The organism is Micrococcus sp. HSID17227 (assembly GCF_003989405.1).
GTDB classification, from domain to species: Bacteria; Actinomycetota; Actinomycetes; order Actinomycetales; family Micrococcaceae; genus Micrococcus; species Micrococcus luteus.
This window is the reverse complement of the sequence record NZ_RBLN01000030.1, coordinates 1-16,295: the sequence shown is the minus strand read 5'-3', so window position 1 is coordinate 16,295 and position 16,295 is coordinate 1. Positions and strand designations below refer to the sequence as shown.

Sequence of the window (16,295 nt, the reverse complement as noted above, 5' to 3'; positions counted from 1 at the left end):
GCAGGGGGGACGGCTGCCTCGCAGCGGGCGGCGCCCCGGCGGAGGGGGCCACGGCCCCCGCGCTCCCCGCCCCCACCGCGCGTGTCCAGCGGCTCGGTAAGCCCGGCGGTACCCGTGGGTCTGAGGCCGGGGCCGAGGTGGCGCTGGTGTGGGATGCGCGGGGCCGGAAGGGTGAGGCCCCCGACGGCGCCGCGTCCCCAGCGCGCCACGTGCCGACCCGCGGCCCCGGCGCGCTGCGCTGCGCGGCGACCGAGGACGTCGGCCCGGGCCCACCAGCGGCGGGCGCCAGGCCCGAGACGGGTCACCGCGCGGCCGAACGGGGTCACAGCTGCGTCGTGCCCGTCGGAGCAGTGCCACCGGCCCAGGCGACCCGGCACCGCACCAATTCTGCCTGTTTCTCGGCGAGCAGCTCGCGGCCCTCGTCCTCGCGGCCGTCGGACATCCGACGCGTGTACCGCTTGTAGGTCCTGGCGACCCTGCCGGGGTCTCCGTCCATCGTGAGCACGCCCCGCTCGAGCCAGATGGCCCGTGAGCACATCTCTTGGATCGTGCTGAGGGAGTGGCTCACCAGGAACACACAGCCGGCCTGCTGCCGCAGCTCGTCGAGCCGGGCACGCGTGCGAGCCCGGAACTGCGCATCACCCGTGTTCAGGGCCTCATCGATCACCAGGATGTCGGGGTCCACGGACGTGGCGATGGCGAACTGGAGACGGGAGGCCATGCCCGAGGAATAAGCCTTCAAGGGCATCTGGAGGGCCTTGTCGTCCAGTCCGGAGAGGGCGGCGACGGCGTCTCGCTTCTCCCGGGCCTGTCGCCGGCTCATGCCCATGGCGAGGCAGCCGAGCATGATGTTGTCCTCCCCGGACACCTGCCGCACCAGGGCGGCGTTGACGCCGAGCATCACGGGCGTGCTCGTGGCGTACACCCGGCCGGTGGTGGGCTGCAGCTGACCGGTGACCAGCTTCATCAGCGTGGACTTGCCGGAGCCGTTCGTGCCGATCACGCCGACTGACTCGCCTCGCTCCACGGCGAAGGACAACGGCTTGAGCGCCTCCACCACCGTGGTCTTCACACCGCTGCCGGTGCGTCGACGACCCTGGACGGCGTCGGCCGAGCGGACGGTGTAGGTCATGGATGCCTCGTCCACCACCACGGCGGGATCCGCCACCTCGATAGTGCCCACGTCGTCAGGATGCCCGGTCATCGTTCGTCTCCATAGGACTCCTCGGCGTCCCAGAACACCACCGTGCCCACCACCAGGAGGAGGGCGGTCCAGGCGAGCAGGACGATCCACCGCATCGGGTCGGCATTGGCGCCGTAGAGCAGCGACTGGCGGGCGATGTCCAGCACGCAGTACATCGGGTTCAGGTGCATGGCGGTCACCAGCGCCGGCACGTGTTCGAACCGCTGCACACTGAAGAACACGGCGGAGAGGTACAGCCAGATGCGGGTGCCGAAGGTGATCAGGTTGGCCACGTCAGCCCACCGGGCCACGACGCGGGCCAGCAGCAGGGAGAGCCCCAGATTGAACAGGGTCTGCAGAGCGAGCAACGGCACGAGCAGCAGCCACCGCCAGGTGATGTGCTCGAACGGGGGGATGACCAGGATGAGGACGATCATCACGGCCAGGGTCGGCAGGAAGAGCAGCAGCTCGCGCAGGTTGGAAGCGATCGGCAGCGTGGCTCGGGGGAAGCGGAATGCCCGCACGATGGACAGGTTCGAGGAGATGGACCGTGATCCGTTGGCGATCGCCTGGGACGTGTACCGGAAGAGGAACACGCCGACGATCAGGTATGCGATGAAGTTCTCGATGCCCCGGCCGGTCTGCAGCAGGACCCCGAAGACCAGGAAGTAGGCGGCGCCGTCCAGGATGGGGTTCAGGATCATCCAGATGCGGCCAAGGGCGTTGGTAGACGCGGCGCCGGCGATGCGCGAGCGCGAGTCGAACACGATGAAGGAGCGGTAGCTCCACAGCGAGGCGATGTAGCGTCCCAGTCGCGGCCGAGCGCCCACGCGCCCCAGATCGGAGCCGTCCACGTGCAGGGTCGCCGCGGCATGTGCTCCGCGCTGCTCGGCCTCGATGGAGTCGACCATGCGGATCCACCCTCTCTCCATGGGTCAGGGGAACATCGGCGGCCGGGTTGGTCGCGCCCCGGGAGTCTAGCAAGCCGACCGGGCGGGGGCGGCGGGTTCGGAGCGAGTGGGCTGTGCGCCTGCGCTCTGCGTAAAGTGAAGAGGAGCCGGGGTCGACGCCCGGCCGGAGCCGCGCCCCGGTTCGGACGCGGACCAGGATGCCGAGAATCCAGGAGAGCCCGTGCCCAAGGTCATGCCCATCTACGGAACCCGCCCGGAGGCCATCAAGGTGGCCCCCATCGTCAAGGCGCTGCAGGCCGACGAGCGGTTCGAGTGCGTGGTGACCGTCACGGGGCAGCACCGCGAGATGCTGGACCAGGTCAACGAGCTGTTCGGCATCGTCCCGGACCACGACCTGAACATCATCCAGCCCCGCCAGACCCTCAACGGCGTGTTCGCCCGCACCCTCGACGGGCTCGACGCCGTCCTCGAGCAGGAGCGACCGGACGCCGTCGTCGTCCAGGGCGACACCACGACCTCGACGGCGGGCGCCGTCGCCGCCTTCAACCGCGGCATCCCCGTGGTCCACGCCGAGGCGGGCCTGCGCAGCTTCGACATCCTCTCCCCGTTCCCGGAGGAGGCCAACCGCAAGATCACCAGCCAGATCGCGGCGCTGCACCTGCCCCCGACCACCGTGAGCCGGGACAACCTGCTGCGTGAGGCCGTGGCCGCGGAGGACGTCTACGTCACGGGCAACACCGTGATCGACGCGCTGCTGGAGGCCGTCAGCCACCAGGTGCCGTTCGAGGACGAGCGTCTGGCCGAGCTGGAGGCGTCCGGCCGTCGCGTCGTCCTGGTGACGACCCACCGGCGCGAGAACCAGGGCGACGCGATGCGCGGCGTCGGGCGCGCCCTGGCCCGCCTGGCCGCGGACCACCCGGAGGTCACCTTCGTGCTGCCGGCGCATCGCAACCCGGTGGTGCGCGAGGCGATCCTGCCGGAGATCGAGGGCCGCGAGAACGTGCTCGTGACCGAGCCCCTGGCCTACGGCGAATTCACCCACCTGCTGTCCGTGGCCACCGTCGTGCTGACGGACTCCGGCGGCGTCCAGGAGGAGGCCCCGTCCCTGGGCAAGCCCGTCCTCGTGATGCGCGAGAACACCGAGCGTCCCGAGGCCGTGACCGCCGGCACCGTGCGTCTGATCGGCACCGACGAGGAGGTCGTGGTCACCGAGGTCACCCGCCTGCTGACGGATGAGGCCGCGTACACCGCGATGTCCCAGGCCGTGAACCCCTACGGCGACGGCCGCGCGGCGGAGCGCACGGTCTCGGCGATCGCCGAGCTGCTCGGCGTGGGCGAGCGGCTGCCGGCCTTCGACGGGGGGGATCCGGCGTGACCGAGTTCCTCCTCGCCGTCCCGCGTCGGCCCCGCCGGGGTCTCACCCTCGACCTCACCCGGAGCCGCCTGCGCGCGGTCGCTGACGGTTACGCACCGTTCGTGGGCCCGGTCTACGACCAGGAGCCTGTGATCGTGGAGCCCTCCGTCACGACCGTCGCCCTCGTGTTCCAGCGCACTGGTGGCCCCGCGCTTGCCGCTGCCGAGGCGGACCGGTGGGCCGTCACCGGCGGCCATCCCGTGTGGGATGAGCTGATCCGGAATGTCCGCCGGGTGGGCTCCCGTCTCGGGTACGACCGCCCGGTATGGGGTCAGTACGCGGCCGTGATGGTGGAACGCCACGTGGACCGGGTGACCGCGTGGGCCACCGTGCCCGCTTTCGACGGTCTCTACTGGGCGCAGGACTCGGAGCACGTGTACGTCTCCAACCGGCCGTTGCTGCCGGCCCTGGCGCTGGCCGGTGGCCGCCGGGCGGGGGTGCGGCGCGACGAGCGATACCTCGCCCACTACCTCTATTCCGGGTACAGCCTCGAGGAGGTCAGTCCGTTCGAGGGGGTGAGCCGCCTGCCCGTCGATCGGTCGTTGGAGATCGTCCAAGGCCGGGCCCGGCTGGGTGACGTCCCGCCGGGGCTCCGATCGACGCTGACCGAGGACCATACTCCGGAGGAGGGCGCCGAGGCGGCGGCCGAAGCGATGCTGGGGGCGATGGATCGGGTGGAGGCCGTACTCGACGGTCGGCCGGTGCAGCTGCGACTGTCCGGGGGCAAGGACTCTCGCACCCTGTTGGCGCTGCTCAAGGGCAGAGACATGGAGGTTCATGCCGTCACCTTCGGCGAGGAGCACGAGCCGGATCCGCTCGTCGCTCGCATGATGACGGACCGTTTGGGGATGCCCCTGACGGTCACCCAGCCCACCCCCGTTGACGCGGCCGGCGAACGGGAGCGGATCCTGACCACCCTGTTCCAGGCGGGTGGCCAGCCACTGTCAGAGGCCCACACCACTCGCTATGTGGGATCGAACCCGCGCACCCCGGGGGAGGGCATCATGTTGGGGCAGTGGCCGCTCCTCAAGGGCGGCATGGCCCAGAGGCTTCGCTACACCACGGCCGATGCCCTGCGCCGGGTGCGCGCGCGGTCCAACCCCGACCTGCTGGTGGAGTCGCGCAGACGACCTCTCGAGGAGGCGTTGACGCGCTGGTTCCACGAGGTGCCGGCCCAGGACCGGGCAGAGAAGTTGTATCTCTACGCCCGGCAGTTCCGCTCAGGAGCGTACCTGCACGCCCACATCGCCCACTACGGCCGGGACGCGACGATCGCTTACCCGCTCGGTGACGCCGAGGTGACAGCCGTGGCTGACGCGCTGACCATGGGGGAAAAGGTGTCCCACCGAGCTCTCTTCGGTGCTCTGGCGCGGATCTGGCCTGAGGTGATGGCCGTGCCGCTGGGCAACAATTCCTGGGGCTTCGAGCAGAAGGGCCCGGATCCCGCATGGTCGGGACCCTTCTACGCCGAGCGGACCGCTCCGCTGCCGGATCGCGAGCCGGCCCCACGGACCGGACCGGCACGAATTGGTGAGTACTCATCCCGCACTCTGGTGGAGCTCAGCCGGATCCTTGCAGAGAGCCCGAACCAGGAGGTCCTGCAGGACCACCTGCCGGAACCATTGCTCTTCGCAGTGGCTGCCACGGCCCTTTCGGGATCCGTCTCCCTGCCGGACGGCATGGATCGGCGGCGCTATGCCAAGAACGTGTGGCGTGTGGCTGTGGCTGACCTCTGGTATGGCTGGGACTGGATGCCGGCCTGACCCGTCGACGCCACGAGGCCGCCGTCCCCGCGCGGACGGCGGCCTCGTGCGTGCCCCGACCTCACCCGTCCTCGCGCGGGGTCACCCGGGCGTCCTCCGGGCGGACCAGCGGCAGGGACCCGGTGCGGGGCCCACCGGGCACGATCGGCAGATTGGTCTCCGGAGCACGCCACCACGCGAGCGCGCCGAGCAGGATGACGCCGCCGGTGAGCGCGAACGCCCATCCGTAGCCGGCGGTGTCCACCACGAGCCCGGCCAGCAGCGGACCGGAGATGGCGCCCAGGTCGGCGGACATCTGGGCGGTGGACATCACAGCGCCGGAGCGCCGCCCCTGGCCGACGACGTCGCCGATGGCCGCCTGCTGCGGGGCGTTGAGGGTGCCCGTGCCGGCGCCGGCCAGCAGGCACGCGAGCAGGAAGAGCGCGGGCGAGCTCATCCAGCCGATCACCCCGGTGGTGACGGCCATGACGAGCAGGCCCGCGAGGATCAGCGGACGGCGTCCATGCCGGTCGGACAGCCGCGAGCTGAACGTCACGGCGGTGACGTTGCCGAGCGCGAACACGGACAGGGCCAGGCCCGCCATGAGCGCGCCGTCCACCTCCCAGCCCAGCAGCGCCGTGCCGGCGAAGGCGGTGGCCGCGAACAGGGGCATCACCGAGTTCCGCACCCCGAACGTCGCCCAGCCGTTGGCGAAGAAGGAGACCAGCGCGGCCCGGTAGGACGGGTTGGCCAGGGCCTCCCGGATCGGCATGGCGGGGCGGACGTCGCGGACGGCGCGGTCCGCGAGCCGGGTGTCCTTGAGCAGGAAGAAGACGAGGGCCGCCGCCACCACCAGGGAGCTGCCGTAGATGAGGAACGGGGCCCGGTACCCGAACACGGACAGGGCGGAGCCCACGATCGGACCCACGATGTTGCCGATCAGGAACGCGGACGCGTAGGCGCCCGAGATCCGGCCGCGCATCGTGGGCGGGGACTTGCGGGCCAGGAACGCCATCGCGGACACGGTGAAGAGGGTGGAGCCGACGCCGCCGAGCGCCCGGAAGAGGAGCAGCTGCGGGAAGGTCTGCGCGAAGGCGACCAGGAACATGGACGCGGCCACGATCAGCACGCCCGTCATGTACACGGGCGTCTCGCCGAGCCGGTTCGTCAGCTTGCCGGAGACCGGGGCGAACAGGAGGCGGGTCAGCCCGAACACGGACACGACGGCGGCCACCCCGACGGCGGACGCGTCGAACGTCGCCGCGTACTGCGGCAGCAGCGGGGCGATGATGCCGAAGCCGATCGCGATGATGAACGCGGCGGCGACGAGGACCTTGATCTCACGGGGCAGAGGGACCCGCGAGGAGCGGGCGGACGACGACGGCATGACCGCCATCCTCGCACGGCGCCGGGTGGGCGGCCCGGGGCGACGTCCGCCACGCCTCGTGGGACACTGGTGAGATGGACCACCGGTCTTCCTCCGGCCGTCGTCGCCGGATGTTCCGCGTCTGCGCCGGCCTGCTGGCCGCTGCTGTCGGGTTGGCGGGCTGTGCACCTCACCCTGCCGCGGCGCCCGGCGGCGAGTCCGGGGATCCTCCCCAGACAGCTGGCCACCCCATGACCGCCGTCGAGCGCGCAAGCCTCTCTCCGTGTCGAGCCTATGGGCAGCTCCAGAGATTCAACACGGTGGAGACCAATGCGCGGGACGTCTACGGGTGGCGCCAGTTCGATCCCGTCGCGGTGGGTGACGGATCGGGTGACATCGACTGGGATAGAGATCCTTACCAAGACGAAGGCTGGCGTCTGTGGCTGTCTTCCCTCAGGTGGATCGGGCCCAGTATCGAAGCCGGCCGGGAAGGCGACGAGGAGGCCTTCGGTGTCGCGGAGCGCGTCATACGCGATTGGCGGGCTGACCACGAGGGCGGATGGGGCGGCGACCATGATGATGCGGAAGCCAACCATCATCGCATGGGCGTCCTCCTCTGCTTCCGGGAAGTGGTCGCCGACCGCGCAGCACGTTCTGCTGAACTCGCCGAGGACGGCAGTCTGCCGGAGCAGTACGCCTGGCTGGATGACCTGATCGGCCAGCACGCAGCGCAGAACATGGCGCGCTACTCGAAGCGGCACAATCACGGGTCGATGGAGAATCTGGCTCTTCTGGGCGCCGGGTGCGTTCTGGGCCGACCGGACTGGATGGAGCACGCCATGGAGCGCGCCGAAGGAGATATCCCCTTCCAGGTGGACGACCAGGGCCTCAGTAACGAAGCGGCACCGCATTACGCGCAATTCAACTATGTGCTCTTCCAAGCCATTGATGAGACGGCAGCCCGATGCGGGGTCGAATCCGGCGCCTTCGAGGATGGGGTGGAAAAAATGGGTCAAGCCCTTCCTCATATGGTTGATTCGACGGGCTCATACTGGCAATACGGGGACAGTGCAGAGTTCCCTGTCAGGCCATTCGACGGCATGAGCGATGAGCTGCGCTACGCGGCCACCAACGGGGCGGAGGGCGTCGCGCCTGCCGACCGTGTCCGTGCTTTTGACTCCGGTCCCGTATTCGGCCGGTCATCCTGGGGAACTCCCGGAGGCGGTTTCGCGGACGCCGCCGCATGGATGCTGCGCACGGGCACGGGGCGGGAGACGAAGTCCCACCGCGGTGATCTGATGCAGTTCCTGTACACGGCGCGCGGTCGCCAGATCGTCGAAGACGGGGGACATCCCGGCATCGTCGAGGACAGCTGGCGACCGTGGGGTCTGGGACCGACCGCGCACAACGTGATCCACATTCCGACGCTCGACGAGTACCCGGGCGCGGGTCCTGCCGAGCGGGGTGATGTGTGGGTGTCGTCGGATGGCTCTGCCGACGGTGCGACGGCGCGCCAGAATCTGGACGTCGGCGGGGAGCGGGCCCGTTCTGTCCTCGTGCTCACCGACCCGGACGCCGCCGTCATCGTGGATCGCACTCGCATCCTCGACGGCCGGACGGACCATGTGGTCGAGACGCTGTGGAATCTTCCGGCGGAGTTCTCGGCAGAGAGGGTCTCCGAGGACACCGTCCGGGCGGTGGACGCAGGCTCCGGCGAATCGACGACCCTGGTGCAGGTGCGCCTGGACGGTGAGCCGGTGTCGCGTGGCGGTGTCCACCTCCGACGGGGCGAGACCGACGTCGAGGGCGGCCACGCCCACCACGGATGGCACTACCCCGCAGAGCAGGAACGGGAGGAGGCGACGCAGGTCGCGTTCCGTTCGACCGGAGCCGAGTCCGCGATCGTGAGTGTGCTCGTCCCGGCCGCCGCGGGCGACGCCGTGAGGGTGGACAGTGAGAGCGCCCCCGACGGCTCCGTCATCCTCACGGTCCGGAGCGAGGATGGGCACGCCCGAGTCGCGGTGCAGCAGGACGGCACGCTCTCCCGCCTGACGTGAACCGTGCGGCCCGGGGCGGGCGACGGCCCGTGTGACAGACTGGGCCCGTGGAAATCGTGCTCATAGTCTCAGTCGTGACCGCCCTGCTGCTGGGCGGCGTGCTCGTCGGCCTGCTGGACCGGCGCCCCGCCCCGCCGAAGGGCTCGTACCAGGGGGTGCGGGACGCAGACGACCCGCGCCCGAGCCCGCGGCACGCGGCCCCGTCGGGGTCCACCGCCGTCCTGGAGCGCCCCGAGGTCGACGAGGCGCCGCCCGTCGTCGCCGAGCCGGAGACCGCCGTCGTCGAGGAGGTGGAGACCGCCCCGGCGAAGCCCGAGTACGAGCGGCCCGAGGCCGCCGGCTCGCGCCTGGCCCGCCTGCGGGCCCGCCTGCTCAAGTCCAACAACGTCTTCGGCAAGGGCCTGCTGGCGCTGCTGTCCCAGGACCGCATCGACGACGACGTGTGGGACGAGATCGAGGAGACGCTGCTGATGGCGGACCTCGGCACCGAGCCCACCCTGGAGCTCGTCGACCGCCTCAAGGCCCGTGTCACGGTCGAGGGCACGCGTGACCCCGAGCAGGTGCGCACCCTGCTGCGCGAGGAGCTCGTGGCGATGGTGGACCCCTCGATGGACCGCCGTCTCGCCGCGACCCGCAAGGGCGACCGCCCCGCCGTGACCATGGTCGTGGGCGTCAACGGCGTCGGCAAGACCACCACCGTGGGCAAGCTCGCCCGCGTGCTCGTGGCGGAGGACCGCACCGTCGTGCTCGGCGCCGCGGACACCTTCCGCGCCGCCGCCGCCGAGCAGCTCGCCACGTGGGGTGCCCGCGTGGGCGTCGAGACCGTCCGCTCCGAGAAGGAGGGCGCCGACCCGGCGTCCGTCGCCTTCGAGGCCGTGGAACGCGGCATCGCCGAGGGCGTCGACGTCGTGCTCGTGGACACCGCGGGCCGTCTGCAGAACAAGGCCAACCTCATGGACGAGCTCGGCAAGATCAAGCGCGTCATCGAGAAGCAGGCCGAGGTGGACGAGGTCCTGCTCGTCCTCGACGCCACCACCGGCCAGAACGGCTTGACCCAGGCGAAGGTGTTCGCCGAGGTCGTGGACGTCACCGGCATCGTGCTGACCAAGCTGGACGGCACCGCCAAGGGCGGCATCGTGATCGCCATCCAGCGCCAGCTCGGCGTGCCCGTCAAGCTGATCGGCCTCGGCGAGGGCCCCGACGACCTCGCACCGTTCACCGCCGAGGGCTTCGTGGACGCGCTGCTGGCCGACTGACGTCCCGCACCCCGGTCCAGGGCCCCTCCCGACGTCGTCGGGAGGGGCCCTGTTCTGTCACGGAGACGTCATCAACGTGTGGTGCGGCCCACTCCTCCGGTATCTTCCTTGCATCGGCCCCGATCGGGGCCGGGCAGCGACGCCGCGGGACGGGCGTGCGCCCCCCGGCTCGCGGCCCGGACCGAAGGAGACCCCCATGGAGGAGTCGAACGTCCTGGACGCAGGGACAGTGTGGATGGTGACGAGCGCGGCGATGGTCCTGCTCATGACACCCGGACTGGCCATCTTCTACGGCGGCATGACCCGCGCGAAGTCCTCGCTCAACATGATCATGATGTCCTTCGTCTCGATGGGCCTCGTCGGAGTCGTCTGGGTCCTGTGGGTCCACGGGATGACCGGCGGCGACGGGTGGGCCGGGGTGGTGGGGAACCCCGCCGGTGACCTCGGGTTGACCGGCACGATGGCCGAGGGCGGGCTCGTCGCCGCGGCCTACGGCGCCACCTTCGCGATCATCGCGGTCGCCCTCATCTCCGGCGCGGTGGCCGACCGCTTCAAGTTCGTCACGTGGTGCGTCTTCGTGCCCGTCTGGACCACCGTCGTCTACGCGCCGCTGGCCTACATGGTGTGGGGCGGCGGGCTCCTCTCCGCGGACGGCGCCATCGGCGCCCGCCTGGGGGAGGCCCTCGACTTCGCCGGCGGGCTCGTGGTGCACATCAGCGCCGGCGTGGCCGCCCTCGTGCTCGCGCTGCTGCTGGGCAAGCGCCACGGCTTCGGCGTGGACCCCGGCCACCGGCCGCACAACGTCCCGTTCACCATGCTCGGCGCGGCCCTGCTCTGGTTCGGCTGGTTCGGGTTCAACGGGGGCGCGGCGGGCGGCGTCGACGAGCTCGGACTGATCTGGGTGGACACCCTCGCCGCCGGCGCCGCCGGCATGCTCGGCTGGGTGTTCGTGGAGTGGCTGCGCCGCGGCCGGCCGACCTCGATCGGCACCGCGTCCGGGATCGTCTCGGGACTGGTCGCCATCACGCCCGCGTGCGCCTATGTGAGCCCCCTGGGGGCCGTGGTGATCGGCCTGGTCTCCGGCGCGGCCAGCGCGCTCGCGGTCAACCTCAAGTACCGCCTCGGCTTCGACGATTCGCTCGACGTCGTCGGCGTGCACCTCACCTCCGGCATCCTGGGCACCGTGCTGATCGGCTTCTTCGCCCTGCCGGACGAGGGCCGGGCGGGCCTGTTCTACGGCGGAGACGCCGGTCTCCTGGTGGCCCAGACGGTGGCCGTGCTCGTCGCCGTGGTCTTCACCGCCGTGGTGACCACGGTCATCGCCCTGGTCCTGCGCGGGACCATGGGCCTGCGGGTGAGCAAGGAGGACGAGGAGCGGGGCGTCGATCTGACCCTGCACGACGAGTCGGCCTACGATGTCGGCTTCGGCGGGGTGCCCGTCCCCGCGGAGGCGCGGTGAGCCGCCGCGGACGGGTGAGCCCGGTCGGTTGCTAGGCTTGGCGGGCGCCGCGGTGGATGCCGCGGCGCCCGCGACCGACCGCGTCCGGATCAGTCGACCCCGCTTCGAAGGATCACACCCGCCGTGTTCAACTCCCTGTCCGACCGCCTCACAGCCACCTTCCGCAGCCTCAAGGGCAAGGGGCGGCTGAGCGAGGCGGACATCGACGCCACCGCACGCGAGATCCGCCGCGCCCTCCTGGATGCCGACGTCGCCGTGCCCGTGGTCCGCCAGTTCATCGCGCAGATCAAGGAGCGCGCCCTCGGAGCCGAGGTGGCCCAGGCCCTGAACCCGGGCCAGCAGGTCGTGAAGATCGTCAACGAGGAGCTCGTGGGCATCCTCGGCGGCGAGACCCGGCGCATCCAGCACGCCAAGACGGGCACCACCGTCATCATGCTCGTGGGCCTGCAGGGCGCCGGCAAGACGACCCTCGCCGGCAAGCTCGCCCACCTGCTCAAGTCCCAGGGCCACACCCCGCTGCTCGTGGCCTGCGACCTCCAGCGCCCGAACGCCGTGAAGCAGCTGCAGGTCGGCGGCGAGCGCGCCGGCGTCCCGGTCTACGCGCCGCACCCCGGCGTCTCCTCCGAGTTCGAGGCCGCCACCGGCGACCCGGTTCAGGTGGCCCGCGACGGCGTCGCCGAGGCCAACACGAAGTACCACGACGTGGTCATCATCGACACCGCGGGCCGCCTCGGTGTGGACGCCGAGCTCATGCAGCAGGCCGCGGACATCCGCGCCGCCGTGGACCCGGACGAGGTGCTCTTCGTCATCGACGCGATGATCGGCCAGGACGCCGTCGCCACGGCCCAGGCGTTCAACGAGGGCGTCGGCTTCACCGGCGTCGTGCTCACCAAGCTCGACGGCGACGCGCGCGGCGGCGCCGCGCTGTCCGTCCGCCACGTGACCGGCAAGCCGATCATGTTCGCCTCCACGGGTGAGGGCCTGAAGGACTTCGAGGTCTTCCACCCGGACCGCATGGCCTCGCGCATCCTCGACATGGGCGACGTGCTCTCCCTGATCGAGCAGGCCGAGCAGAACTGGGACCGCAGCGAGGCCGAGAAGATGGCCCGCAAGTTCGCGGACCAGGAGGACTTCACCCTCGACGACTTCCTCGCCCAGATGCAGCAGCTCAAGAAGATGGGCTCGCTGAAGAAGATGCTCATGATGATGCCGGGCGCCCAGGGCATGCGGCAGCAGCTCGAGCAGTTCGACGAGTCGTCGATCGGCCGCGTCGAGGCGATCATCCACTCGATGACCCCGCACGAGCGCGTGGCCCCCAAGATCATCAACGGCTCGCGCCGTGCCCGCATCGCCCGCGGCTCGGGCGTGAGCGTGTCCGAGGTCAACGGCCTGCTCGAGCGCTTCGCCGAGGCGCAGAAGATGATGAAGCGCATGGCCGCCGGCGGTGGCATCCCGGGCATGCCCGGGATGCCGGGCGGCGCCTCCCGCAAGACGAAGGGCAAGGGCAAGAACGCGAAGCGCGATCGCGTGAAGTCCGGCAACCCGGCCAAGGCCGCGGCCGAGCGCAAGGCGATCGAGGAGCGGCGCGCCCGCGCCGCCCAGGCGCAGGCCGGGGCGGTGTTCGGCCGCGACGGCGCGGGCATGGAGGGCTTCGACCCGTCCACCCTCAACCTGCCGGCGGGCTTCGAGAAGTACCTCAAGGACCGCTGAGCCGCCCGCTGCTCGGTCGCGGCGCGCCGGGTGTGCACCGGCCCGCCCGATCTGGCAGAATGGCACGGTACTGAGCGTGAGCCCGGACGACCCTCTATCCTCCGCTGCGCTCCGTTCCGTGTGCCAGGTCGTCGACGCCCGCTGCCCCCACGCGGCGTCGTGCCCCGGCCCCCCAGATCCACTGAAGGAGAACCACACTCGTGGCTGTCAAGATTCGTCTGAAGCGGTTCGGCAAGATCCGCGCCCCGTTCTACCGCGTCGTCGTCATGGACTCGCGCACCCGCCGCGATGGCCGTGCCATCGAGGAGATCGGCAAGTACCACCCCACCGAGGAGCCCTCGTTCATCGAGATCGACTCGGAGCGCGCCCAGTACTGGCTCTCCGTCGGCGCCCAGCCGACCGAGCAGGTCGCCGCGCTGCTGAAGGTCACCGGTGACTGGCAGAAGTTCAAGGGCGAGTCGGGCGCCGAGGGCACCCTGAAGTCCAAGTCCGAGAAGGAGGCCTTCGTGGCCCCCGAGAAGGGCTCGGTCATCCTGCCGGAGGAGCCGAAGCAGGAGGAGGCCCCGGCCGAGTCCGAGGAGGCCGCTGAGGCGCCGGCCGAGGACGCCGAGAAGTCCGAGTGACCATGCTGACCGAGGCCCTCGAGCACCTGGTGCGCGGCATCGTGGACACGCCCGAGGCGGTCCGCGTGGACGCCCGCTCCCAGCGGCGCGGCGACATGCTGGAGGTCCGCGTGGCCCCCGAGGACCTGGGTCGCGTGATCGGCCGCCAGGGTCGCACCGCCACCGCGCTGCGCACCGTGCTGGACGGCCTGGCCGGCCACCCCGTCCGCGTGGACGTGGTGGAGACCGACCGCCGCTCCTGACGGCCCGTGACGCACGGCCCGCCCGCCCCTCACCGGGCCGGCGGGCCGTCGTCGTCTGCGGCCCCGCCCCCTCCCGCCACCGACCGTCCCACCCAGGAGAGCCCATGAGTCCCGCAGCCCAGGACGACCTCGTCCGCGTCGCCCGCATCGGCAAGCCGCACGGCATCCGCGGCGAGGTGACCGTGCAGGTCTTCACCGACGACCCGGACGCCCGCTTCGCCCCCGGCGAGCGACTCGTGGTGCGCGACGGCGCCCCGGGCCTGCCGGCGGAGCTCACCGTCACCCGGGCCCGGTGGAACAAGCAGATCCTCGTGGTCGGCTTCGCCGAGTCGCTGGACCGCAACGTCGCCGAGACCCTGCGCGGCGCCCAGCTGTTCGCCGTTCCCGCCGCGCCCGAGGAGTCCGACGAGTGGTACGAGGAGGACCTCGTGGACCTCGAGGTGCGGGTCGAGGGCGACCGCGTCGGCGTCGTCACGGCCCTGACCACCGGGGCGGTCCAGGACCTGCTGCACGTCGCGTTGGACGGCGTCGAGGAGGAGGCCCTGGTGCCCTTCGTCGAGGAGATCGTCCCGGAGATCGACCCCGAGGCCGGCGTGCTCGTGCTGACCCCGCCGCCGGGGCTGCTCGAGCTCGCCACCGGCGAGGACGAGGACGCCGCAGACGGGCCCGCCGATGCGGATGCGGAGGACTGAGCAGTGCGCTTCGACGTCGTCACGATCTTCCCCGAGTACCTCGCGGTCCTCGACGTCTCGCTGCTGGGCCGTGCCCGCCGCGAGGGCCTCGTGGACGTGCACGTCCACGACCTGCGCGACTTCACCGTCGACCGGCACCGCACCGTGGACGACACGCCCTACGGTGGCGGCGCCGGGATGGTGATGAAACCCGAGCCGTGGGCACTCGCGCTCGAGCACGTGGCGGCCCAGGGGTCTGTGGCGCCGGCCCCCGCCGATCCGGCGTCGGCGGGGCCGGGGGACCGCCCCGTGCTGCTCGTGCCGACGCCCTCGGGGGAGCGCTTCACCCAGCGGCTCGCCCGCGAACTGGCGGGCCGGGAGCACGTGGCGATCGCGTGCGGCCGCTACGAGGGCATCGACGAGCGCGTCTTCGGCTGGGCCGAGGAGCTCTTCGAGGTGCGGCTGGTCTCGCTGGGCGACTACGTGCTCAACGGCGGCGAGGTCGCGGCGCTGGCGATGATCGAGGCCGTCGGCCGCCTCGTGCCGGGCGTCGTGGGCAACCCGGCCTCGCTCGTCGAGGAGTCCCACGAGGACGGCCTGCTGGAGTACCCGGTCTACACCAAGCCCGCGGACTGGCGGGGCCGTGCGGTGCCGCCCGTGCTGCTCTCGGGCGACCACGGCAAGGTCGCGGCCTGGCGTCGGGCCCAGCAGGAGGAGCGCACGCGCGAGCGACGTCCGGACCTGTGGGCGGCGTACGACTCCGAGGACTGACCCGCCACGCCCGACGGGCTGGAGGGGCGTCGCGACGTCGTCGGCTGTGGCATAATGGGTCCTCGTGTCCGCCGGACGCCCGACCTGCCACAGGGGGCGCGCGTCAACGGATCGGACCCCGGGACCGCACCCCACGTGCGGAGCCCGGCCCTCGGCTCGGGACCCGGCCCCCTCGTCATGCGGACGTGGACGGGCCGTGCGCCCGCCTACCACGCGGTTGACCTGTGGCATCCGCCAGGAGAGACGACATGCACATTCTCGACTCGTTCGACAAGAAGACGCTGCGCGACGACATCCCGGAGTTCGCCCCCGGCGACACCGTCAAGGTGCACGTGAACATCATCGAGGGCAAGACTGCCCGCGTCCAGGTGTTCCAGGGCTACGTCATGGGCCGTCAGGGCTACGGCGTGCGCGAGACCTTCCGCGTCCGCAAGGTGTCCTTCGGTGTCGGCGTGGAGCGCGTGTTCCCGGTGCACTCCCCGGTCATCGACAAGATCGAGGTCGTCACCAAGGGCGACGTGCGCCGCGCGAAGCTGTACTACATGCGCGACCGCCACGGCAAGGCCGCCCGCATCCGCGAGAAGCGCGTCGACGCCAAGTGATCATCCCGGTCGGCCCCGCCGACCGGTGATCGACCCATGCGCACCTCGGAGCCCCGTGACCCCCGCCGGTCACGGGGCTCCGTCGCGTCCGGGGCCGGCTCCTCCTCGGGCCCGACGGCGGCCCCCGCCTCCGGCACGAGCCGCTGGTGGGCGTGGCTCGGCCTGACCGTGGTGGCCGCCGTCGTGGTGGCCGCGGTGCTGCGCGCCCTCACCGGCCCCGTCTACCTCATCCCCTCCGGGTCGATGGAGCCGACCCTGCAGCCCGGCGACCGCGTGCGGGTGGAGGCC

Annotated in this window: 15 protein-coding genes; 12 read left to right on the top strand and 3 right to left on the bottom strand. The window is 71.4% G+C overall.

What is annotated here, in order from left to right:
• Nucleotides 1-322: 322 nt before the first annotated feature.
• A complete protein-coding gene (locus tag D8M29_RS03365; RefSeq protein ID WP_052006967.1) occupies nt 323-1,204 on the bottom strand; it encodes an ABC transporter ATP-binding protein in 882 nt (293 codons plus the stop codon).
• Nucleotides 1,201-2,094, bottom strand: coding sequence for an ABC transporter permease (locus D8M29_RS03360; protein WP_127435072.1), 894 nt, complete (start codon nt 2,092-2,094; stop codon nt 1,201-1,203). Before D8M29_RS03360 ends, D8M29_RS03365 begins: the two co-directional genes overlap by 4 nt.
• 220 nt (nt 2,095-2,314) lie before the next feature.
• Between D8M29_RS03360 and wecB the strand changes: the two genes are divergently transcribed.
• A complete protein-coding gene (wecB, locus tag D8M29_RS03355) occupies nt 2,315-3,469 on the top strand; it encodes a non-hydrolyzing UDP-N-acetylglucosamine 2-epimerase (protein WP_127435073.1) in 1,155 nt (384 codons plus the stop codon).
• Complete coding sequence (locus D8M29_RS03350; protein WP_127435074.1) at nt 3,466-5,271, top strand: hypothetical protein; 1,806 nt, start codon at nt 3,466-3,468, stop codon at nt 5,269-5,271. The genes wecB and D8M29_RS03350 overlap by 4 nt, the downstream gene beginning before the upstream one ends.
• A 61-nt stretch (nt 5,272-5,332) precedes the next feature.
• Here D8M29_RS03350 and D8M29_RS03345 read toward each other — a convergent pair whose 3' ends face one another.
• Nucleotides 5,333-6,646, bottom strand: a complete 1,314-nt coding sequence (locus tag D8M29_RS03345; RefSeq protein ID WP_255420487.1) for an MFS transporter — start codon at nt 6,644-6,646, stop codon at nt 5,333-5,335.
• A 221-nt stretch (nt 6,647-6,867) separates the two neighbouring features.
• Here D8M29_RS03345 and D8M29_RS03340 point away from each other — a divergent pair, with 221 nt between their 5' ends.
• The 10 genes from D8M29_RS03340 to D8M29_RS03295 all read left to right on the top strand — a co-directional run.
• Entirely contained in the window at nt 6,868-8,673 is a 1,806-nt protein-coding gene (locus D8M29_RS03340) for an alginate lyase family protein (RefSeq protein ID WP_161972202.1), read from the top strand.
• 47 nt (nt 8,674-8,720) lie between these two features.
• Complete coding sequence (gene ftsY, locus D8M29_RS03335; RefSeq protein ID WP_174233294.1) at nt 8,721-9,929, top strand: signal recognition particle-docking protein FtsY; 1,209 nt, start codon at nt 8,721-8,723, stop codon at nt 9,927-9,929.
• Between the two features lie 196 nt (nt 9,930-10,125).
• Nucleotides 10,126-11,388 carry an ammonium transporter gene (locus D8M29_RS03330; protein ID WP_127435078.1) on the top strand — a complete coding sequence of 421 codons (1,263 nt, stop codon included), beginning with the start codon at nt 10,126-10,128 and terminating at the stop codon, nt 11,386-11,388.
• Between the two features lie 123 nt (nt 11,389-11,511).
• Complete coding sequence (ffh, locus tag D8M29_RS03325) at nt 11,512-13,098, top strand: signal recognition particle protein (protein WP_020628323.1); 1,587 nt, start codon at nt 11,512-11,514, stop codon at nt 13,096-13,098.
• Nucleotides 13,099-13,298: 200 nt separating this feature from the next.
• Nucleotides 13,299-13,721 carry a 30S ribosomal protein S16 gene (gene rpsP, locus D8M29_RS03320; RefSeq protein ID WP_049146048.1) on the top strand — a complete coding sequence of 141 codons (423 nt, stop codon included), beginning with the start codon at nt 13,299-13,301 and terminating at the stop codon, nt 13,719-13,721.
• A gap of 2 nt (nt 13,722-13,723) precedes the next feature.
• Nucleotides 13,724-13,963, top strand: coding sequence for an RNA-binding protein (locus tag D8M29_RS03315; protein ID WP_029248213.1), 240 nt, complete (start codon nt 13,724-13,726; stop codon nt 13,961-13,963).
• A 104-nt stretch (nt 13,964-14,067) separates the two neighbouring features.
• On the top strand, nt 14,068-14,655 hold the full coding sequence (gene rimM, locus D8M29_RS03310) for a ribosome maturation factor RimM (protein WP_101965524.1): 588 nt from the start codon (nt 14,068-14,070) through the stop codon (nt 14,653-14,655).
• A 3-nt stretch (nt 14,656-14,658) separates the two neighbouring features.
• On the top strand, nt 14,659-15,405 hold the full coding sequence (trmD, locus tag D8M29_RS03305; RefSeq protein WP_101965523.1) for a tRNA (guanosine(37)-N1)-methyltransferase TrmD: 747 nt from the start codon (nt 14,659-14,661) through the stop codon (nt 15,403-15,405).
• Between the two features lie 248 nt (nt 15,406-15,653).
• Complete coding sequence (gene rplS, locus D8M29_RS03300; protein WP_036340124.1) at nt 15,654-16,007, top strand: 50S ribosomal protein L19; 354 nt, start codon at nt 15,654-15,656, stop codon at nt 16,005-16,007.
• A 36-nt stretch (nt 16,008-16,043) separates the two neighbouring features.
• Nucleotides 16,044-16,295, top strand: a 252-nt coding sequence (locus D8M29_RS03295) for a S26 family signal peptidase (RefSeq protein ID WP_148111512.1), incomplete at its 3' end; no start/stop codon positions are given.

Excerpts from the sequence above, each read along its gene's own strand:
- D8M29_RS03365 (WP_052006967.1), bottom strand. The coding sequence starts at position 1,204 with ATGACCGGGCATCCTGACGACGTGGGCACTATCGAGGTGGCGGATCCC.
- D8M29_RS03360 (WP_127435072.1), bottom strand. The coding sequence starts at position 2,094 with ATGGTCGACTCCATCGAGGCCGAGCAGCGCGGAGCACATGCCGCGGCG.
- D8M29_RS03345 (WP_255420487.1), bottom strand. The coding sequence starts at position 6,646 with ATGGCGGTCATGCCGTCGTCGTCCGCCCGCTCCTCGCGGGTCCCTCTG.
- D8M29_RS03340 (WP_161972202.1), top strand. The coding sequence starts at position 6,868 with ATGACCGCCGTCGAGCGCGCAAGCCTCTCTCCGTGTCGAGCCTATGGG.
- D8M29_RS03330 (WP_127435078.1), top strand. The coding sequence starts at position 10,126 with ATGGAGGAGTCGAACGTCCTGGACGCAGGGACAGTGTGGATGGTGACG.
- D8M29_RS03315 (WP_029248213.1), top strand. The coding sequence starts at position 13,724 with ATGCTGACCGAGGCCCTCGAGCACCTGGTGCGCGGCATCGTGGACACG.
- rimM (WP_101965524.1), top strand. The coding sequence starts at position 14,068 with ATGAGTCCCGCAGCCCAGGACGACCTCGTCCGCGTCGCCCGCATCGGC.
- rplS (WP_036340124.1), top strand. The coding sequence starts at position 15,654 with ATGCACATTCTCGACTCGTTCGACAAGAAGACGCTGCGCGACGACATC.